Here is a 16,581-nt window from a genome sequence, read left to right on the forward strand (position 1 = left end):
CAGAGGCTTAGAGCTCAATAGGTTTCCGGGAAATCGCGCCTTGCCACGGTCAGGAACCGCCGCGTCGCAGCAGCGCCACGGCATCGCCGACCAGGTCTTCCATGCCACCGACCTGCCTGGCCATGGGCAGGCCGGCGACCAGCAACGTCAAGCCGACATTCACGGCGTGGCCGGTCAGATGCGGGGGCGGCGGGACCGGATGTTCGGGATTGGGCGAGAGACTCCCCCCGCTCCAGCCCGCCGCCAGGGCGGCCCAGGCGAAGGCGCCCTTATCGGGATCGTCCATGCCTGCATCGAGGGCCGCACGGCGGGTAAACTCAATGGGTTTCTTCAGCCAGTCATCGACCAGGCCGAGCAGGTTGGCCTCCGCGCCGCTCGGCGGCTGCGGCCGCTGGCGCAACGCCAGGCTGAGCCATTGCACGGCTTCGCGGCGCGGCAGCACGAAGGCACAGAACATCATGGCCTTGCGCGCGCCGCCCTGCGCCAGCAAGGCGTCGATGAACGCGAAAGGCTCAAGGTCGAGATTATATCCGGAAAACTCGCCATCGAGGTTCGGGAAGGCGTCGATCACCTGCCTGGCCGTCGAGAACCGAAGATGCTTCATCTCGTCTCCTGCGACCGTTCGAATACAGACTCTTGGCTTGCGGTCACGCCTCGGTATCGCATCACTTCGTGCTGCGATGCGTGCTCAGCCGCACCTTGCGAACAAGTTGTGGCCGGGATGACACGAGTGAGCCAACAAGACGGCACCATTCTCAGCGCTAACTCATTGTTTAAACGTATTTTTGCAATTTCCAGCGCTTTCGTCCAACCAAAAATGCTCCGCCGGGTCGCAATCGATTCTGAAAATCCATCGCGATCCTGCGGATCTCTGGCGTCGCGTGCCGGTTGGACGGCGGCGATACGCCCTATCGCGTTTTTCCGGAGTCGATAAGAAGCGCAAAGACTTGCAGTTACTCCCTCCACCACCAAGGTCGCGTAACCCCGGTGAGCAGTTACAGACGCTTCAGCCAATTCTTTGGATTGGCTTGGAAACAGGGAGTTGGAGCAAAGAAGCGTTTAAACTCGAACGCGTTTTGCTCTAATTGATCAGAACCAGCGCCCCCTGGACCATTAAGGGGGCTGCAGCCGAAACCTGGCCGATTGCGTTCGACTTCAGATTCATCAAGGCGTCGGCCTCCAGGGTGATCATGGTCGATTTGAGCTTGATGCCGACCGGGGTCATGGTGAGGGTGCTGTTCCCCACGGTGAACTCGATCTTCTGATTGGCCTTCACCGTCCAGGTCGACATGATGGTCTCGTCCCGGCTGTTGCCGATCTTCACTTCGACATTCTGGCCGATCTCGCGCCGCTCGTCGTTCTCGACCTTGCCTTCGAGGTCGTGCTGGGCGTGAAAGCGGATCAGCTCGTTACCGGCCGTATCGTCCATGATCAGCTCGTTATAGCCCGATCCGTTGAGCGTCTGCGATTTGGTGCCCGAGACGGCGTTGAGCTTGTCCTTGACATAAGGGGCGACATTCTCGGCATTGTAGACGCTGCCCGTCACCAAGGGCTGGTCCGGGTCACCCTCGATGTAATTGACCACGACCTCCATGCCGATGCGCGGGATCTTGACGTCGCCCCAGCCGTTTCCGGCCCAGTTCTGGGCGATCCGTACATAGCGGGACTGGCTCTTGTCGCGGTCCCAGAAGAACTGCACCTCGATGCGGCACTGGTCGTCCACGTCGCTGACCACCAAGGCGGTCTGCGGGCCGTGAATGACAGGCTTGGCCGTCACGGCGGGCGCCCGGAACGCAATGTCGAGCGGCTGGAACTCGTAGCTGCCGGAATAGCCTTCCTCGCCGGACGCGCCCGTCGAGCGATAGGCCTGGGCGCGGAAGAGATGATGGGCCCGAACGATCAGATATTTGGTGCCCTTGCTGGCCGGGGGATTGCCATCGAGCGTCATGGTGAAGCCCGGGCAACAGGTGACGGCATCGCCGCCGGCCAGCACGCGCTTGTCGATGGCCTGCTCGGCCTCGAGCCTCACATTGGCCAGCGTGGTGCCATCGCCCTTTTCCGTATAGCGGCCAGGGTAGTCGTAGAGTTCGAGGTCGCCATGCTGGTACCGGGCGCTGGCCGCCTTTTCCGCCATCAGGTCGGTGCTGGGCTTGTGGTAGTCGTAATCGTCCAGCGTGACCTTGCCGGAGCGCAGGCGCCGGCCCTCGGCCCATTCGTTCAGCCTGTCCTTGGTCATGATGTTGTCGAGACCGACAGCTGCAAATTCGAGTGCCGCACCGCCGAGCTTGGGCTGATGCGCCGCACTCGCATCCGCCATGACGAGCTTGTGGTCGGACTCGCTGTGTTCGAAATAATAGTAAATTCCGTATTCTTCCATCAGCCTTGAGATGAAGGCAAAGTCGCTTTCGCGATATTGCACGCAATATTCGAGCTGCGGATAGCTTTCCGACAAACGTTGCTCGAACTGGATGAAGCCGCGATTGTTCAGGACCTGGCTGATGATCTCGGGCACGGTCATGTGGCTGTAGATCTTGCAATTGGTGGTCCTGGTCAGCAGCCACAGCCAGGGGCGGAGCACCAGGCGGTAATAGCGCAGATCCTGGTCCCTGCCGATCCATTGCGTCTCCACCAGCACGCCGTTGAAGCTGCGCTTGACACCCTCGTGATGGGACTGGATCTCCAGACGGCATTTGGTGCCGAGGATCTTGTCGAAATCGACCTCGCTGTCGTCGCTGACCACTTCGAGGCGATATTCGAAAAGCTCGCTGAGGCCTTCCGATCCTTCAAAACGGGTGACGACGAGCTTGTCCTTGCCAAGGCTGCTCGTGAAAGAACCCATTCGTGTGTCTTGACCGAATATTTGTGCCACAGTCTGCCCTCGCTTTACCACGTCGGCCAATCAAGGCTAGCTCTGTTCAAGTTCAACGTCCATGCCATAGGCGCTTTGTCGCCTCCCACATTTAGGGGGTCCCAGTCATAGTCCACTCATCTGGGACTGGCGGGTTTCGACATTCTTGCTATTCTTGTTCGAGGGTCGGTCGCTTTCCTGAATGAGACGCCTCTCGCGCAGGTGACGAGCGGTTCAGCCGGCCGACCCTGGAGCAAACGCTTTGGGCGTATCGTCGGTTATGGTTTGAGGACGGTGCGATGAGCCCGGTTGCGCAAGATTTGAGGCAGTTGGGGCATCTGCTCGCCACCGACACTTTGGCCGTCATCGCGGCAATTGCCCTGATGAGCTGGCTGCTGCGCCGGCGGGAAGGCGTCCTGGCCTGGCTCTGCTGCGCGGGTGCCGCCTGGTGCGCGTTCAACCTTGCGGGCCTGCCCCAGATCGAAACCCGGCCCTTCGGCTTTTCGGTCGGCCGGATCGCCTTGCTCTACCCCCTGCTCTTCACCACGCTCGGCCTGGCAGCAAGCCTGGTCGGTGCGAGGCTTCCTCGCGGCCTCGTGGTCGCGATGGCGCTGGCCTGTTTCGGCCTCGGCGTCGCGGCGATCCCGTTTCACGACCTGGCAGCCACGCGGATCGCCGGTCTTGCAAGCCTCGGCGCAGCGCTGCTCCTGCTGGTTTTTTTTGCAACGAGGGCGGAAACGCAGATCGCTACGCCTGAAAAACTGGCGCTGGTGATCCTCTACGCGCTCGGTCTCGCGGCGGTTGGCATCGATCTTTATGCCGGAACGGTCTGGCCCGGCAAAGGCGTGCCGTTCGCACCCTATGCCGGCGTGATCCTGCTCGGCTTCAGTGGCTTCGTCATCCTGCGGCACATCCTGGCCAATGCCGAGGCACGCGAGAGGCTCAACCAGGCGCTCGGCCAACGTATCGAGACCACCAAGGCCAATCTGCTGGCAAGCGAAAGCGCGAGGCACGCCCTCGAAATCGCCCATGCGGTGAAGCTGGAGCGGGAACGCCTGATGCGGGAAATCCATGACGGCATCGGCTCGAGCCTCGTGGCGGCCCTGGCTTCGGCCGAACGCCAGGGCAAGGAGAGTACGACGGCCGTGGTTGCCCTCAAGGGTGCCCTGACCGATCTTCGCGTCGCGGTCGACTCGCTCGAGCCGGTGGAAGGCAATGTCGCCACCCTCCTCGCCAGCCTGCGCTATCGCTACGAGCCCGAACTGCGAAAATCGGGCATCGGCGTCAAATGGATGGTCGAGGATGTGCCCGAACTCGACTGGCTCGACGCGCCGAGCGCCCTGCATGTGCTCAGGATCCTGCAGGAATCGGTCAGCAACACCATGGGCCACAGCAAGGCCACTCAGCTTACCTTCAAATGCAAGATGGCGCTGCTGCAGGGACGGCCCGGCCTCCGCGTCGAGATTGCCGATAATGGCAGCGGCTTCAATATGGAGGCTCCGGCCACAGGCCGCGGCCGCCGGAACATGCTTCAACGCGCGGAAGCCCTCGGTGCCACGCTGGAGGTGCTCAGCAAACGGGGCGAAGGCACCGCCACCATCCTTTGGCTGCCGCTGGTCCGCAGGCAGGGATTGAATCTGGAGGAGGGTCAGGCGGCAGAGCGGTAGACCAGACGCTCATACGCCGAAAGTAAAGGATCGATCGATCAAAAAATACTATCGCCGGCGGCCATGGTCATCGGCAACGATCGGCGCAGCATTTCCGCAGCCTCCCCTATATGGGGGGTTGCGGGTTGAGACGCAGAACAGCATCATTTCCAAAGGCGTTTTGTCATTTGAATGAACCACGTCAAATCGCAAAGGCGCTCCGGACCAAAAAGTGGGAGTAGAAGTGCGGTTCGGACAAATCGCACTTTGCTTCGGCACAATCCCAACAGGTAGGCCAAGATGGCAGTCTATGCCGGCATCGAAACAGAGATTTCAGCCGACGCTCCCTGCGGGCCGGATCCCGATGCCGATTCCGACGCCCAGAATTTTCTCACCGTCGCCGAAGGCCAACTGCCGGCGAGCTACCGCAGCTTCAACAAGAAGTCGTTCGAGTCCAAGCAGACGCTTGCGGATCTGCGCGTGCATCTGGAGAAATCGCGCGATCTGCGCTATCTCGTCCTGGCGGCCAAGTATCATATTCTCTCGGATGATCTGCCCGGTTTCGTCGACGCCGTCGCAGCGACCAATGCCTTGCTCCTTGCGCAGTGGGATCATTGCCATCCGACCGATGCGGCCGGCGGCGCGGAACTGAGGTCCGCCTTCCTCAAATCGCTCGACGACCTGCCGACGGTGGTTTTGCCGCTGCAGAGCGCCACCCTGATCACTGACAAGCGCCTCGGCGCGTTGTCCATGCGCTCGGTCCTGGTCGGGGAAGGGAAATTGCCCCCGCGCGAGGGAGAGACAGTCATCGATGCCTCGGGCGTCAGGGATGCCTTTCTGCGTTTCGAGCCGCTGCAGCAATTGGTGGACCTGACGGCTCATCTCGAGGCCATCCTCGCCAATCTTGACAGCCTGCGCCAGCTTTTCATCGACAAGGCCGGGCACGAGGCGGCACCGCAATTCGAGCAATTGCCGGATCTGGTGCGCGCCATTCGCACCTATGTCGGCGGCATCGTCACCACGCGGGAGCCGGGCCTGGCACCGGCTCAGCCGGCTGAAGCCGAGAGCACGCGGGAGCCGGCGCAGACTGCCTCTGCATCCTCTGCGCCCGCTCCCCTCGCGCCTTCGGATGTCGCCTCGGTGAAGGAGGCTTCCAATGCGCTGGCGGCGATCCTGGCCTATTATGCCGGCAAGGAACCGTCGAGCCCGGCAAGACTGCTCCTCAAGCAGGCACATCTGCTCGTCGGCAAGTCCTTTGTCGAAGTCATGAAGATATTGGCACCCGGCCTGGTCGAGAAAGCGAAGATCCAGATCGGTGGCACCATGCCCTTTGCCTTGAACTTCGCCCAGCTTTCGGCGCTGGCAGTCGAGGAAGGCAAACCCGACGAGACCGAGGCCGAGGCCCGCACCTATTCTGTCGGGACGCGCGGCGAGGCCTCGGCCCTGATGCGCCAGATCGAGATCTTCTACAACAATATCGAGCCGTCGAGCCCGATCCCCATGCTGATCGAGAAGGCGCGAGCCCTGGTCGCCAAGGACTTCAATGCCCTTCTCGTCGAAATCTCGCGTAAAGATGAGAAGAAGGATGACAAGTCCTGATTCAATCAGGACGACGTATCGGGTGGAATAATACCGGGAGGCACTATCAATGCCCCTGGTCCCTTTTGGCAATCTCGGTCAAATCTTAGATTTGACATCGGAAATTACCAAGTGCCCAAGCCGAGGTTGCGTCAGCATTTTCGAAGCTTGGCATCATGAGACACCCAAGGAGCTAGGTAAGATATTCTTATTTGCTCTTCTAAGCTTTCGGACTAAGCCGATATCACTATTTCGAGAGTAGCAGGCAATTGTTTCGAAAGCTGATATCATTGGATCAGATATAGTACAGGAGGCGTCGGTGAAGATGCTGACCTCACATCAGGACCGGGACATGCGTCATTGCCTTGACTGGCGAGCCGGGCTATCGGCCGCCGCCCTCGCCGCAGTCATGTTCGCCCTGCCGGCGAGCGTCAAGGCAGCGGAGCGGCGCGTGGCCTTCGTGGTCGGAAACAGCCATTACACGGTCGTTCCCCAGCTCAACAATCCGGACAAGGACGCGCAGGCCGTCGCAGCCGCCTTGAAGCGCGAAGGTTTCGAAGTGGTGTCGGCGCTCGATCTCGACCGCAACGAGTTCGACAAGGCCCTGCAACGCTTCATCCGTTCGCTACCGGGCGCCGAACTCAGCGTGTTCTATTATTCCGGCCACGGCATCCAGGTGGGCGGCGACAACCGCATCATCCCCATCGATGCCAAGCTGAAGGATCCGGCCGATCTGGAGGTGGAGACGATCAACGTCAAGACGATCTTCGCCTATATGCAGCAGAACTCCAAGACACAGCTCATCTATCTGGATTCGTGCCGGAACAATCCATTCCAGTCCCGCTCATTCCTGGTCGGCCCCGAAAAGCAGATGGCGGTCGCCGGCGTCGGCCTCGCGCCCCAGACCAGCCCGCCGAGCAGCCTCATTGCCTATTCGACCCAGCCCGGTGCTGTCGCGGAGGACGGCACCGGCGACAAATCGCCGTTCACGGCCTCCATGGTGAAATACTCCTTCACGCTGGGCGTCGACGTGCAGCGCGCGCTCGACAAGGTGACCGACGACGTGTGGGAGGCAACCAACAAGCGCCAGCGCCCGTGGTCGGTCGGCACCTTGACCCAGCCGGTCTACCTGGCCAAGCCGGTCATTCGCATTGCCGCAGCGGCACCCGTCCAGCTTGCCAAGAATACCACCGTGAAGATTGGCCCGGCGCCCAAGCAGGGATCGGACAATTTCGCCGATCAGCAGGCCCCGATACAGGTTGCCGCATTGCTCGGCGAAACCTTCAACAAGCCGCGCCGCGTTCCAATCGGCGTCGGCCAGGTCGCCATGCTGGATGACCTGCCGCTGGTGCGCGCCGCCACCGGCGCGCAGATCCAGATCGCCGCGGCTCCGAGCTTCGGCACGATGTATCTCAACGGAGCGCCGCTGGCCGAGGGCGACGTCGTCGACCAGAACGCCGTCCGCTCCATCACTTTCGAACCTTCGATCGGCTCGGAGGGCAAGGTGCAGAGCGTGCAGCTCAAGGTCGAGCAGCCTGGGGGCGAAGGCCAGGTTGTCACCGGCAAGATCGAGTCCTTCGTGCCGATTTGCGACGACAAAGCGGGCGAGCCGCTCGATCCGCAAGGTGTCACTCTCGGCAAGTTGCCGAACGAGATCGACGCCAAGCCGGCCATCGCCGCCTGCAGCGAGGCCGTCGCCAAATTCCCCACCGTCGCGCGTTATAAATACGAGCTCGGCCGCGCCAAGCTGGCCGACAAGGATGTCGCGGGCGCCATCGACCTCTTCAACGCGGCCGCCGATGCGGGCTATACGCGCGCCTACTACGAGCTCGGCTATTTGGCCGAGCGCGGCCTCGGCCGCTCGCAGGACCTGGTCGAGGCCAACAGACTGTTCAAAATGGGCGCCGAACGCGGCGATCCCTATGCCATGCTCGCTTATGGCCGCAATCTCACCCTCGGGCGCGGCGTGCCCAAATCCGTCGACGAGGGCGTCAAGCTGCTCAATCGTGCCGTGGAACTCGGGCACACCTATGCCATGAACACTGTCGGTGCCATGTACTATTATGGCCAGAACCTGCCGGCCGATCCGAAGCGCGGCATCAAGTTCTACGAAGCGGCGCTGGCGCGGCACGACATCTATGCCATGCGCAACATGGGCATCGCCTATCTCGACGGCAAAGGCGTGGCGCGCAAGCCCACCATGGCGATGGAGTTGTTCAAGCAAGCCTCCGAGGGCGGACATCCCAGCGCGCCCACCAATATCGGCGCCATGTATTTCAAGGGCAATGGCGTCAAGAAGGATCTGGCGAGCGCCATAAGCTGGTATGAGATCGGTGCCGAACGTGGCGACTTCTACGCGGCATCCAATCTCGGCTGGATCTATTCCAAGGGTCCGGCGGCGCAGCGCGACCTGGAGAAGGCCGCCTGGTATTCGAGCCTCGCCATCGCACTCGACGCTTATGGCGAACACAAGGATGAGGGAAAGAACCTCAGCGCCTTGCCGATGGCCGAGAAGAAGAAGGTCATCGACAAGCTCAATGCCGAATTGGGCAGCGATGCGGTAACCCCGACATCGGATGTCGACGACACCATCGTGCTGGCTGCCCGCAAGGCCTGGCAGAAGCGGAACCCCCGTCTCGACCTGTTCTGAGGCAGGGCCGCCATACCGGCAGAGCGCGGCTTTTCTCCATGGCATCGAACCTGGCTTCCCGCCAGGTTCGATGCTGCCGCCAGCATTACGCGCCGCGCCCGAGCAGTTGCGTCGACCTTTGATAGTCCGCCAACATCATCATCTTCACATCGATGCGGTCATAGTCGACCATGAAGTAGCCGCTGTCGGTACGGATGACCGCGTCGGGATGGGTCTCCAGAAGGTCCTGGGCCATGACGCCGACATAGACCGGACCACCCCAGACATAGCGGAAGCGATAGATCGTCAAGCCGCTGGGAGACTGGCCGATGGCACGGATATCGGTCTTGAGCCGGCGATCGGACCAGCCACCGCCGCCTCCCGAACCACCGCCGCCGCCACCACCGCCACTTCCGCCGCCCCCGCCGCTACTGCCGGCAGGCATCCTGTCGCGTGTATCGTCGCCGGCATCCGGCTCCATGATCACGCGCCTGCGACGGGGCATCGTCGTATGGTGAGGCCGGGCGGGCCTGATCCTCCGGCGCGGCGGCTCCGGTTCATCCACATAGATGGGTTCGTTGGGGTAACCTGACGCGCAGCCGGCAAGCACAACGGCCAGCCCGCTTCCCAAGACCCCAAACAGCAGGCCCCGCCGAACTTCAAATTTGCTCGTCATCGGTATCTCCTAAAATCTGGCGGGCACACACCGCGCCGATATGGATCATAGCAAGTCCAGCGGATTCAGGCGTGACAGCCCGCACAGAGGAGCGCGCCGAATAGGATGACGCCGCCCCTTAAACTGACCGAATGGTCAACAAAATAAACGCCGAGACGACGACCCCGGCGCAAATATAGAACAAAACTTGTTCTTGACATAGGCGTACTCGATCTTTGCAAAGCACTCGCATGACTTAAGGCATCAACGCCGGCCGCGCACCGGGTTCATCAAACACGGCTTCAATTCCGAGGAGTTGGCTTCGCCCCTATCATGGCCAAAGTCATTCCCCCTCCGTGAGCACGTGATCTCCAAGCAGGACTCGCCTCGCCCGCGTTTTATTCCCGGCTTCGGTCAAGCGGATCATGCGACGATCGACGGCGCTCGCTCTTAGGTACAATGCCCTCGGGGCTGCCATCCGGCTGTGAGGGCGATATGTGCAAGATCATGCCGTTTTCGCACGGCCGCACGGATATCGCCCAAGAACGTCCTGCGATTTGAATGAATTACTTCAAATCGCAAAGGCGCGTCTAAGCAAAAAGTCGGAGCAGATAGGTGTTCGCCCTTGAACGCGCATCACCCTAGGATGGGCGCCCCTGCAGGATGCCGATCGCCTTGTTGAGCTGGGTGTCGTCCTTCTCGTTGGCGGGCACATAGGCCGAGGAGCCGCCTTCTTCGGCCTTGTCGGCATCCGGATTCGCCAGATGGCCCTTGAGGCCGGATTCGCCCTTCGTCTCGTCGGCACCCTTGAGATCGTCCGGCACGTTCTCCTTCACCACGATTTCGGGCTCGATGCCCTTGGCCTGGATCGAGCGCCCGGAGGGGGTGTAATAGCGCGCCGTGGTCAGGCGCAGCGCGCCGTCGCCCTGCAGCGGGATGATGGTCTGCACCGAGCCCTTGCCGAAGGAACGCGTGCCAACGATGGTGGCCCGCTTGTGGTCCTGCAAAGCGCCGGCCACGATTTCCGAGGCCGAAGCCGAACCGCCATTGACCAGCACGACGATCGGTTTGCCTCCCGTGAGATCGGGCCCGTCTGCAGCAAAACGCTGCACGTCGTCGACGTTTCGTCCGCGTGTCGAAACGACCTCCCCGCGCCCCAGGAAAGCGCCGGAAACCGAAACGGCCTGGTCGAGCAGGCCGCCCGGATTGTTGCGCAGGTCGATCACATAGCCCTTGAGCTTGTCCTGGCCGATCTTCTTGCTCAGCTTGTCGATACTCTTCTTCAGGCCGTCGAAAGTCTGCTCGGTGAATTGAGTGATGCGGATATAGCCGATACCTCCGGCTAACTCTTCATCCCTCCCCGAGGCAACCTTGACGATGTCACGCACGAGCTTGACATCGAAAGGCACTCCCTTGCCCGCCCGCAGGATCCTCAACGTGATCGGTGTGTTGACCGGCCCGCGCATCTTGTCGACGGCCTGCTGCATGCTCAATCCCTGAACCGCCTCGCCATCCAGCGCAGTGATCACGTCGCCCGCCAATATGCCAGCCTTGGAAGCCGGCGAGTCGTCGATCGGCGATACGATCTTGAGGACGTTGTCCTCCATGGTGACCTCGATGCCGAGCCCGCCGAACTCGCCCTTGGTCTGCACCTGCATGTCCTGGAAGCTCTTGGCGTCCATGTAGCTCGAATGGGGATCGAGCGAGGCGAGCATGCCGTTGATGGCCCCCTCCACCAGCTTGCCGTCATCGGGTTGTTCGACATAGTCCGAACGCACCCGCTCGAACACTTCGCCGAACAGGTTGAGCTGCTTGTAGCTGTCGGCCAACGCGGCCTGAGCCCGACCGACGAGAAGAAAATGGGGTTGCGTCAGGGCAACCGTACCGAGCACGCCGAGCGCGGCTCCCGTGGATATGAGGGCGAGATTACGCATCAGGGTCTCATCTGTTGGCGGCCAAGTTCGAGTTCGAACGTACTCGATGCGCCTTCCATTCCCTCTTCCAAATCGCCCCAGGGAAGGCTGACAACACTGATACCGCGATTATGGCTGCATTTTGTTGTTCGTTCTTCACCGTCCAAATCGTGCTCGCCCTTCAATGAATGCGGGCCCGGCGTCTCCATGGCAGACGGAGTCATGGTTGTAGCTTTTTTCCTCGAAAAGCATTTTGATCGATCCTCGAGGTCTCGGTGAGGTTCAAAGCAGTGTCGCGTATCCGGAAGGGCGTTTCGAAGCAAAGGCATGGCAACACTCCCGGCCGGATATGCCTGGGCATCGTGACCTTCCTCGTGGCGCTGTCATCGGTGCTGCCGGCCCCCCCTGCTTCAGCCGGCCAACAAAGGCATGAAGCACGGCAAAGCCCCACGCCCTGCGTGGCGCTGACGTTCGATGACGGGCCGGACATGACGCTGACCCCTCTCCTTCTCGATATTCTGGCCCGGGAAAAGGTCCATGCCACCTTCTTCGTGGTCGGCAAAAGGCTGGCCTATTCGCCCGGCCTGGTACGGCGTGAATTTCTCGAAGGCCATGAGATTGGCAATCACACTTTCGACCATCGGGCACTCACCGAACTGACAGATGGCGAAGCCATCGCCGAAGTGGAACTGACGGATGAGGCGGTCATGGCGGAAACCGGCCAGAGGCCGGATGTCTTTCGCCCGCCCTGGGGCAAGATCGATGCTCGCATCAAGGCGGCCTTGCGTGGTGCCGGCCTCTGGCGCCGAATGGCACTTTGGGACTTCGATTCCTTCGACTGGCTCGACGACACAGCGTCTCTGACCAGGCTGATCGGCGCCGGAGCCCCGGCGGGAGCCGTGATCCTGATGCATGATATCCATGCCAGCACCATCGAGGCCGTGCCGGACATCATCCACACCCTCAAGATGCGAGGCTTCCGGTTCGCCACGGTCGGGCAATTGCAGGCTTGCCGGCATGGGACGGAACCGGGCGCCGTATCGACGGCGCCTCATGCCTTGCCCGCACCGTCCCGCGATGCCCCCTATGGCAGCCTGGCCCATGCCCTGGATGCCATCGCCCCCTTGAAGGAATACATCGCTCACCGGCTCGGCTCCTGACGGCGGGCTCGCAGGTGAGGATGCCAGGCTGAGGCACGGGTCGCGGATCTGGCCGCGTCAGCGCATCGTGCAAAGGCCAGATAGGTCACTTGCGAGGGTGGCTGATGGCTAGCGGCACGCAACGCGCAAACTGGGAGGACCGCTAGGCGGGAACCAGATCAGCCGTACCGCGTCCTAGGAACAGGTACTTCGTCCCGGTCCTGGAGTGAGGTCCATGTTCAGGCTGCTTCTCGCCCTCACATGTGCACTCGTCTGCGGTGCCACGCAGGCCGCCAAGCTCGACCTCGATGGAGTCGATCGGGCGCAATTCAGCGAGGGCGAGCCGAAGGATGTCGATCCGATGCTGATCAAGGCGCAGATCCTTCTCGATCGCGCCCGCTTTTCGCCCGGTCTCATCGACGGCCGCCTTTCGGACAACTTCACCAAGGCCGTCGCGGCCTTCCAGGCGACGAACGGCCTGGCATCCGACGGCAAGCTCACCAGGGAAACCTGGGACAAGCTCGCGGCGACCTCCGTCGCCCCCGTGCTGACGACCTATGAGGTGACCCGCAAGGACGTGCGCAGCCGCTTCACCCGGCGAATTCCCACGCGCATGGAAAGGATGGCTCGTCTCAAACGGCTCGGCTATCGCAACCTGCGGGAGCAATTGGCGGAGCGTTTCCACGTCAGCCAACAATTGCTGACGATGCTCAACCCCGGTGCCCGTTTCAATAAAATGGGTACAAGCCTGACGGTGCCTTATGTCGGCCGCAGCGGGCAACCTCCTGTTGCTGCCAGCATCGAGGTCGACAAGGCCTCCCGCCAGATACGTGTACTCGATCCCTCAAGCAACGTCCTTGCGGTTTACCCTGCCTCGATCGGCAGCGAGGAGAAGCCGGCCCCGAGCGGCTTGGCGGAGGTCAGGCACGTGGTGCACAATCCCACCTATTACTACGATCCGAAATTTGCCTTCAAAGGGATCAAGACCAAGCGTCCCTTCACCATTGCCGCCGGGCCGAACAATCCGGTGGGATCGGTCTGGATCGATCTTTCCATCGAAAGCTATGGCATCCACGGCACGCCCGACCCCGGTAAGATCGGCACGACCTTCTCGCATGGCTGCATCCGCCTGACCAACTGGGACGCCGAGGACCTCGCCACCATGGTCAAGCCGGGCGTGAAGGTCGACTTCAAGGACGATGCCGCACAAGGCGAGAACAAGCGCTCCCCTTGACGATGTGCAAGGCCTGTGCCGCCTCTCGGTCTTGTGAAGCCAACGGCTTTGATATTCGCCCAGGTCTTTCTGAGCTCTCGGAACGATATGCTTCGCCCCGGCGCCGCCTTTGCATAGCCCCCACCGCCGCCTCAAAGCGCTGTTCCCGTCCTAATCCGGCGCCATCCGGCAGTTGGGGCCAACCCACTTGTTGATCGAGGTGTCGAGTTCATTTTCCATCATTGCAGCATTGCATACTGTATAGCGATCGTCGCCACGCCGAGCCATGCTGCGGTCCCTATATTGGCGAACCAGCGTATCGTGATCGGGGGGCTGCTGGCGTTTCTGCCGCAATGACAGTTGCATCATGCAGTTGGCAAAGGGATCCGAGCCCTCTGTAAAGCCAAAGCCAGCGCACTGGGCCTTGTAGTCCGACATCGGATCGGCGTTTCCTTTGTCGGTCACACAACCCAACAAGGAGACGACGAGTGCGCCAACCGCTAGAGACGCCAATGAACGCATTATACGGTTTCCCTTTTCACTCATAATCCTTTTGCGAACGGCGGATTAGTGCCCCGCGAGCGCGGCATTTTTCAATCACTCATCAGGCATCCCTGCCCATTTCATCAGCATCCCAGATGTTCTTGCGAATTTCATTGTGAGGTATCGCGCAGCAACAATCAGGCGCCATATCGATCAGGCTTCGTCCAGACGAGACGATGTAGGCAATGCGTCCGGCAAATATCTGAATAGAATCTCGTGCGCTTTGTTGCCCTCCCCCGGCGCGAAGCAGTTGACCAGGCGGGACCTCCTGTAACAATCGGTATTCCTTTGTGAAGGAAGGCGGCGCAGCACCAGTGGAACCTCGCCACGCCAACGCAGTTCGGCCCACGATTCCCACAGCGGGACAATCCGATGTGAACAGGAGGTCGACAATGACTGCAAGATCAATGCTTTTCGTGACGAGCTTGGCACTTTGCATCGCTGCACCGTCGGCGGTACTCGCCCAGGGCGTACTGCCCGGGGCCAAGGAAGGGGCCGAACAAGGTAACGACGCCGCGGGACCGGTCGGCGGTGTCGTCGGAGGCGCGGTGGGTGCCGTCACCGGCGGGATCAACGGGTTGATTGGTATTAAAGAGAGGCCGCGTTTCAAGAAATACGTGATCGAACAGCATCCCCGCGTGTTCAGGTACGACCAGCCGGTAGCGGTTGGTACAGTCCTGCCCTCAGACGGCGTCGAATATTATGAAGTGCCCGCCGAGTACGGGCATATCAGCTATCGATACGCGTATGTGAACGACGAGGTCGTCCTTGTCGACCCAGGGACGCGGCGGATCGTGCAGATCGTGCAATAGGCAAATTAACGCGCGCAGGGCTGTGCATCGTTACGGCCCTGCTTATCCGTCCGCCTCATAGCCACCCAGTTCTTTCTGCGCAAGTTCTCTGAACGCATCCGGAACAGACCGCTTCCGATGCAGCGCCGCCGTTGCGTAGCCCACCGCGTCACGCCCGAAACGCCGGCGGATCGCATCCATGGCACGATCGGCTGTTTCTCTTGCGGCTCCCGGGCTGGCGCCGCGCTGCCGTTTCTCGTCGGGAAGGGCGAGTGGAAGATCGAGCTGGATCTCCCGCTCTTTGTGCAAATGGGAAACGGAAACCGCAACCAGCGTGATGATGGTCTCTCGCGGGTGATCGGCAAGCGCGATGCGCACCAGCCTGGTGGCAATCTCCGCCAGCACAATCGTCGCTGCGACCGGCGCCTCCAGCGTTGCCGACCGCGTGACGGCACGCATGTCGGCAAACCGGACGCGCACGGTCACGGTCCAGCCGGCCAGGGCCTTGGCGCGAAGGCGCGAGGCGACGCGATCGGCAAGCTGAAGCACGACCGGCACGAACACGCCTTCGATGGCGGGTTGCCGCCCCAGCGCGGATTGCGCGCCGGCGGATCGGGCTCTGTGCTGCGTGCGGATTCGGCGGGGATCCCGGTTCCAGGCGAGTGAGCGGAGCTTTTCGCCAGCCGCGCGCCCCAGAAGCCGCTCGATCGAGTGGCCGGGCGTATTGGCGAGCTGCCCGATGGTAAGAATGCCACGCTCCTTGAGCCTGGCCTCGGTCACCGGCCCGACACCCCACATCAGGCCGACCGGGAGGTCATGAAGAAAGTCGAGCTCGTGAGCCGGATCGACGACGACGAGGCCGTCCGGCTTTGCGACCTGGGAAGCGATCTTGGCCAGGTGCTTTGTCCGCGCGACGCCGATGGAGATCGGTAGACCCAACTCGTTCCGCACACGCTCTCGAATGGTTGCCGCGATATCGGCCGGCGTCCCGAAGAGATGGGTGCAGCCGGCGACATCGGCGAAAGCCTCATCGATCGAGATACGCTCTACCAGCGGCGTGAAGTCCCCCAGGACGGCGATCGCCGCATCGCCAAGACGCTGATATTCGTCGAAATGCCCACCAACGAAAAGGAGTTGCGGACACAGCTCCCTCGCCTTGCGGCCCGACATGCCGCCATGCACCCCGAAAGCCTTGGCCTCGTAACTCGCCGCCAGCACCACCCCGCCGCCGACGGCGATCGGCCTTCCGCGCAGATTGGGGTCGAGGAGTTGCTCGACCGAGGCATAGAAGGCGTCGAGGTCGGCGTGGAGAATGGTGGCAAGGGTTTCCATGACCCGGAATCCCGCATCGCGATGTTCCTTATTTGTTCTAGATAACGAAGGCAAAGTCAAGGCCCTGGAAGCGGCTGGCAGCTCCAGCCCCCGAGCGGTAAGCCAGCGATCGCCGAAACGCTCGGTGCCGCACCAAGCGAAAGCTCGCCGATGGTCTCGTATCCATTGCAGCGCGTGCGTGTTCATTCGCCATCGTCGCGACGGCAAGCATCAAGGCGCCGCTTTCAAGGACGGTACAGCCAGTCCTTCCTGTCACAGAAGGCCACAGGCGCCATGGCAGTACGCACGCCCATG

12 protein-coding genes are annotated in these 16,581 nt (G+C 61.6%); 6 read left to right on the forward strand and 6 right to left on the reverse strand.

The window, feature by feature from the left end:
• Window positions 1-49 precede the first annotated feature (49 nt).
• Together ACTJKX_RS22280 and ACTJKX_RS22285 are read right to left on the reverse strand one after the other, a co-directional pair.
• Window positions 50-604, reverse strand: a complete 555-nt coding sequence (locus tag ACTJKX_RS22280; protein WP_440726548.1) for a DUF6931 family protein — start codon at window positions 602-604, stop codon at window positions 50-52.
• 477 nt (window positions 605-1,081) lie between these two features.
• Window positions 1,082-2,839, reverse strand: coding sequence for a type VI secretion system Vgr family protein (locus tag ACTJKX_RS22285; RefSeq protein WP_440726549.1), 1,758 nt, complete (start codon window positions 2,837-2,839; stop codon window positions 1,082-1,084).
• Window positions 2,840-3,147: 308 nt separating this feature from the next.
• Between ACTJKX_RS22285 and ACTJKX_RS22290 the strand changes: the two genes are divergently transcribed.
• The 3 genes from ACTJKX_RS22290 (at window position 3,148) to ACTJKX_RS22300 (ending at window position 8,722) form a co-directional block, all read left to right on the forward strand.
• The gene (locus ACTJKX_RS22290; RefSeq protein ID WP_394312841.1) at window positions 3,148-4,515 is read left to right on the forward strand and encodes a sensor histidine kinase; all 1,368 of its coding nucleotides are present in this window, start codon (window positions 3,148-3,150) and stop codon (window positions 4,513-4,515) included.
• Between the two features lie 279 nt (window positions 4,516-4,794).
• Complete coding sequence (locus tag ACTJKX_RS22295; RefSeq protein WP_311943590.1) at window positions 4,795-6,093, forward strand: ImpA family type VI secretion system protein; 1,299 nt, start codon at window positions 4,795-4,797, stop codon at window positions 6,091-6,093.
• 304 nt (window positions 6,094-6,397) lie between these two features.
• Window positions 6,398-8,722, forward strand: a complete 2,325-nt coding sequence (locus ACTJKX_RS22300) for a caspase family protein (protein ID WP_440726550.1) — start codon at window positions 6,398-6,400, stop codon at window positions 8,720-8,722.
• Between the two features lie 85 nt (window positions 8,723-8,807).
• Here the strand turns inward: ACTJKX_RS22300 and ACTJKX_RS22305 are convergent, their stop codons facing one another.
• Both ACTJKX_RS22305 and ACTJKX_RS22310 read right to left on the reverse strand, forming a co-directional pair.
• Window positions 8,808-9,206: a tail fiber domain-containing protein gene (locus ACTJKX_RS22305; protein ID WP_440726551.1), complete on the reverse strand. Its 399-nt coding sequence runs from the start codon at window positions 9,204-9,206 to the stop codon at window positions 8,808-8,810.
• 791 nt (window positions 9,207-9,997) lie between these two features.
• Window positions 9,998-11,290: a S41 family peptidase gene (locus tag ACTJKX_RS22310; protein ID WP_440726552.1), complete on the reverse strand. Its 1,293-nt coding sequence runs from the start codon at window positions 11,288-11,290 to the stop codon at window positions 9,998-10,000.
• Window positions 11,291-11,631: 341 nt separating this feature from the next.
• Here ACTJKX_RS22310 and ACTJKX_RS22315 point away from each other — a divergent pair, with 341 nt between their 5' ends.
• Window positions 11,632-12,429, forward strand: a complete 798-nt coding sequence (locus tag ACTJKX_RS22315) for a polysaccharide deacetylase family protein (RefSeq protein WP_440726553.1) — start codon at window positions 11,632-11,634, stop codon at window positions 12,427-12,429.
• A 214-nt stretch (window positions 12,430-12,643) separates the two neighbouring features.
• Window positions 12,644-13,642: a L,D-transpeptidase family protein gene (locus tag ACTJKX_RS22320; protein WP_440726554.1), complete on the forward strand. Its 999-nt coding sequence runs from the start codon at window positions 12,644-12,646 to the stop codon at window positions 13,640-13,642.
• A gap of 150 nt (window positions 13,643-13,792) precedes the next feature.
• Here the strand turns inward: ACTJKX_RS22320 and ACTJKX_RS22325 are convergent, their stop codons facing one another.
• Window positions 13,793-14,143 (reverse strand): hypothetical protein, encoded by a 351-nt coding sequence (locus ACTJKX_RS22325; RefSeq protein WP_440726555.1) that lies wholly within the window; start codon window positions 14,141-14,143, stop codon window positions 13,793-13,795.
• A 413-nt stretch (window positions 14,144-14,556) separates the two neighbouring features.
• On the opposite strand from ACTJKX_RS22325, the gene ACTJKX_RS22330 reads away from it, so the two are divergent.
• A complete protein-coding gene (locus ACTJKX_RS22330; RefSeq protein ID WP_440726556.1) occupies window positions 14,557-14,976 on the forward strand; it encodes a DUF1236 domain-containing protein in 420 nt (139 codons plus the stop codon).
• A 42-nt stretch (window positions 14,977-15,018) separates the two neighbouring features.
• Here the strand turns inward: ACTJKX_RS22330 and dinB are convergent, their stop codons facing one another.
• Window positions 15,019-16,287, reverse strand: a complete 1,269-nt coding sequence (gene dinB / locus ACTJKX_RS22335; RefSeq protein ID WP_440726557.1) for a DNA polymerase IV — start codon at window positions 16,285-16,287, stop codon at window positions 15,019-15,021.
• Window positions 16,288-16,581 lie beyond the last annotated feature (294 nt).

This window comes from Labrys sp. 22185 (assembly GCF_052045555.1).
GTDB lineage: Bacteria > Pseudomonadota > Alphaproteobacteria > Rhizobiales > Labraceae > Labrys > Labrys neptuniae.

Bases quoted from the DNA above. Each gene is read 5' to 3' on its own strand.
- ACTJKX_RS22280 (WP_440726548.1), bottom strand. From the start codon at position 604: ATGAAGCATCTTCGGTTCTCGACGGCCAGGCAGGTGATCGACGCCTTC.
- ACTJKX_RS22285 (WP_440726549.1), bottom strand. From the start codon at position 2,839: ATGGGTTCTTTCACGAGCAGCCTTGGCAAGGACAAGCTCGTCGTCACC.
- ACTJKX_RS22290 (WP_394312841.1), top strand. From the start codon at position 3,148: ATGAGCCCGGTTGCGCAAGATTTGAGGCAGTTGGGGCATCTGCTCGCC.
- ACTJKX_RS22295 (WP_311943590.1), top strand. From the start codon at position 4,795: ATGGCAGTCTATGCCGGCATCGAAACAGAGATTTCAGCCGACGCTCCC.
- ACTJKX_RS22300 (WP_440726550.1), top strand. From the start codon at position 6,398: ATGCTGACCTCACATCAGGACCGGGACATGCGTCATTGCCTTGACTGG.
- ACTJKX_RS22305 (WP_440726551.1), bottom strand. From the start codon at position 9,206: ATGCCCCGTCGCAGGCGCGTGATCATGGAGCCGGATGCCGGCGACGAT.
- ACTJKX_RS22310 (WP_440726552.1), bottom strand. From the start codon at position 11,290: ATGCGTAATCTCGCCCTCATATCCACGGGAGCCGCGCTCGGCGTGCTC.
- ACTJKX_RS22320 (WP_440726554.1), top strand. From the start codon at position 12,644: ATGTTCAGGCTGCTTCTCGCCCTCACATGTGCACTCGTCTGCGGTGCC.
- ACTJKX_RS22325 (WP_440726555.1), bottom strand. From the start codon at position 14,143: ATGCGTTCATTGGCGTCTCTAGCGGTTGGCGCACTCGTCGTCTCCTTG.
- ACTJKX_RS22330 (WP_440726556.1), top strand. From the start codon at position 14,557: ATGACTGCAAGATCAATGCTTTTCGTGACGAGCTTGGCACTTTGCATC.
- dinB (WP_440726557.1), bottom strand. From the start codon at position 16,287: ATGGAAACCCTTGCCACCATTCTCCACGCCGACCTCGACGCCTTCTAT.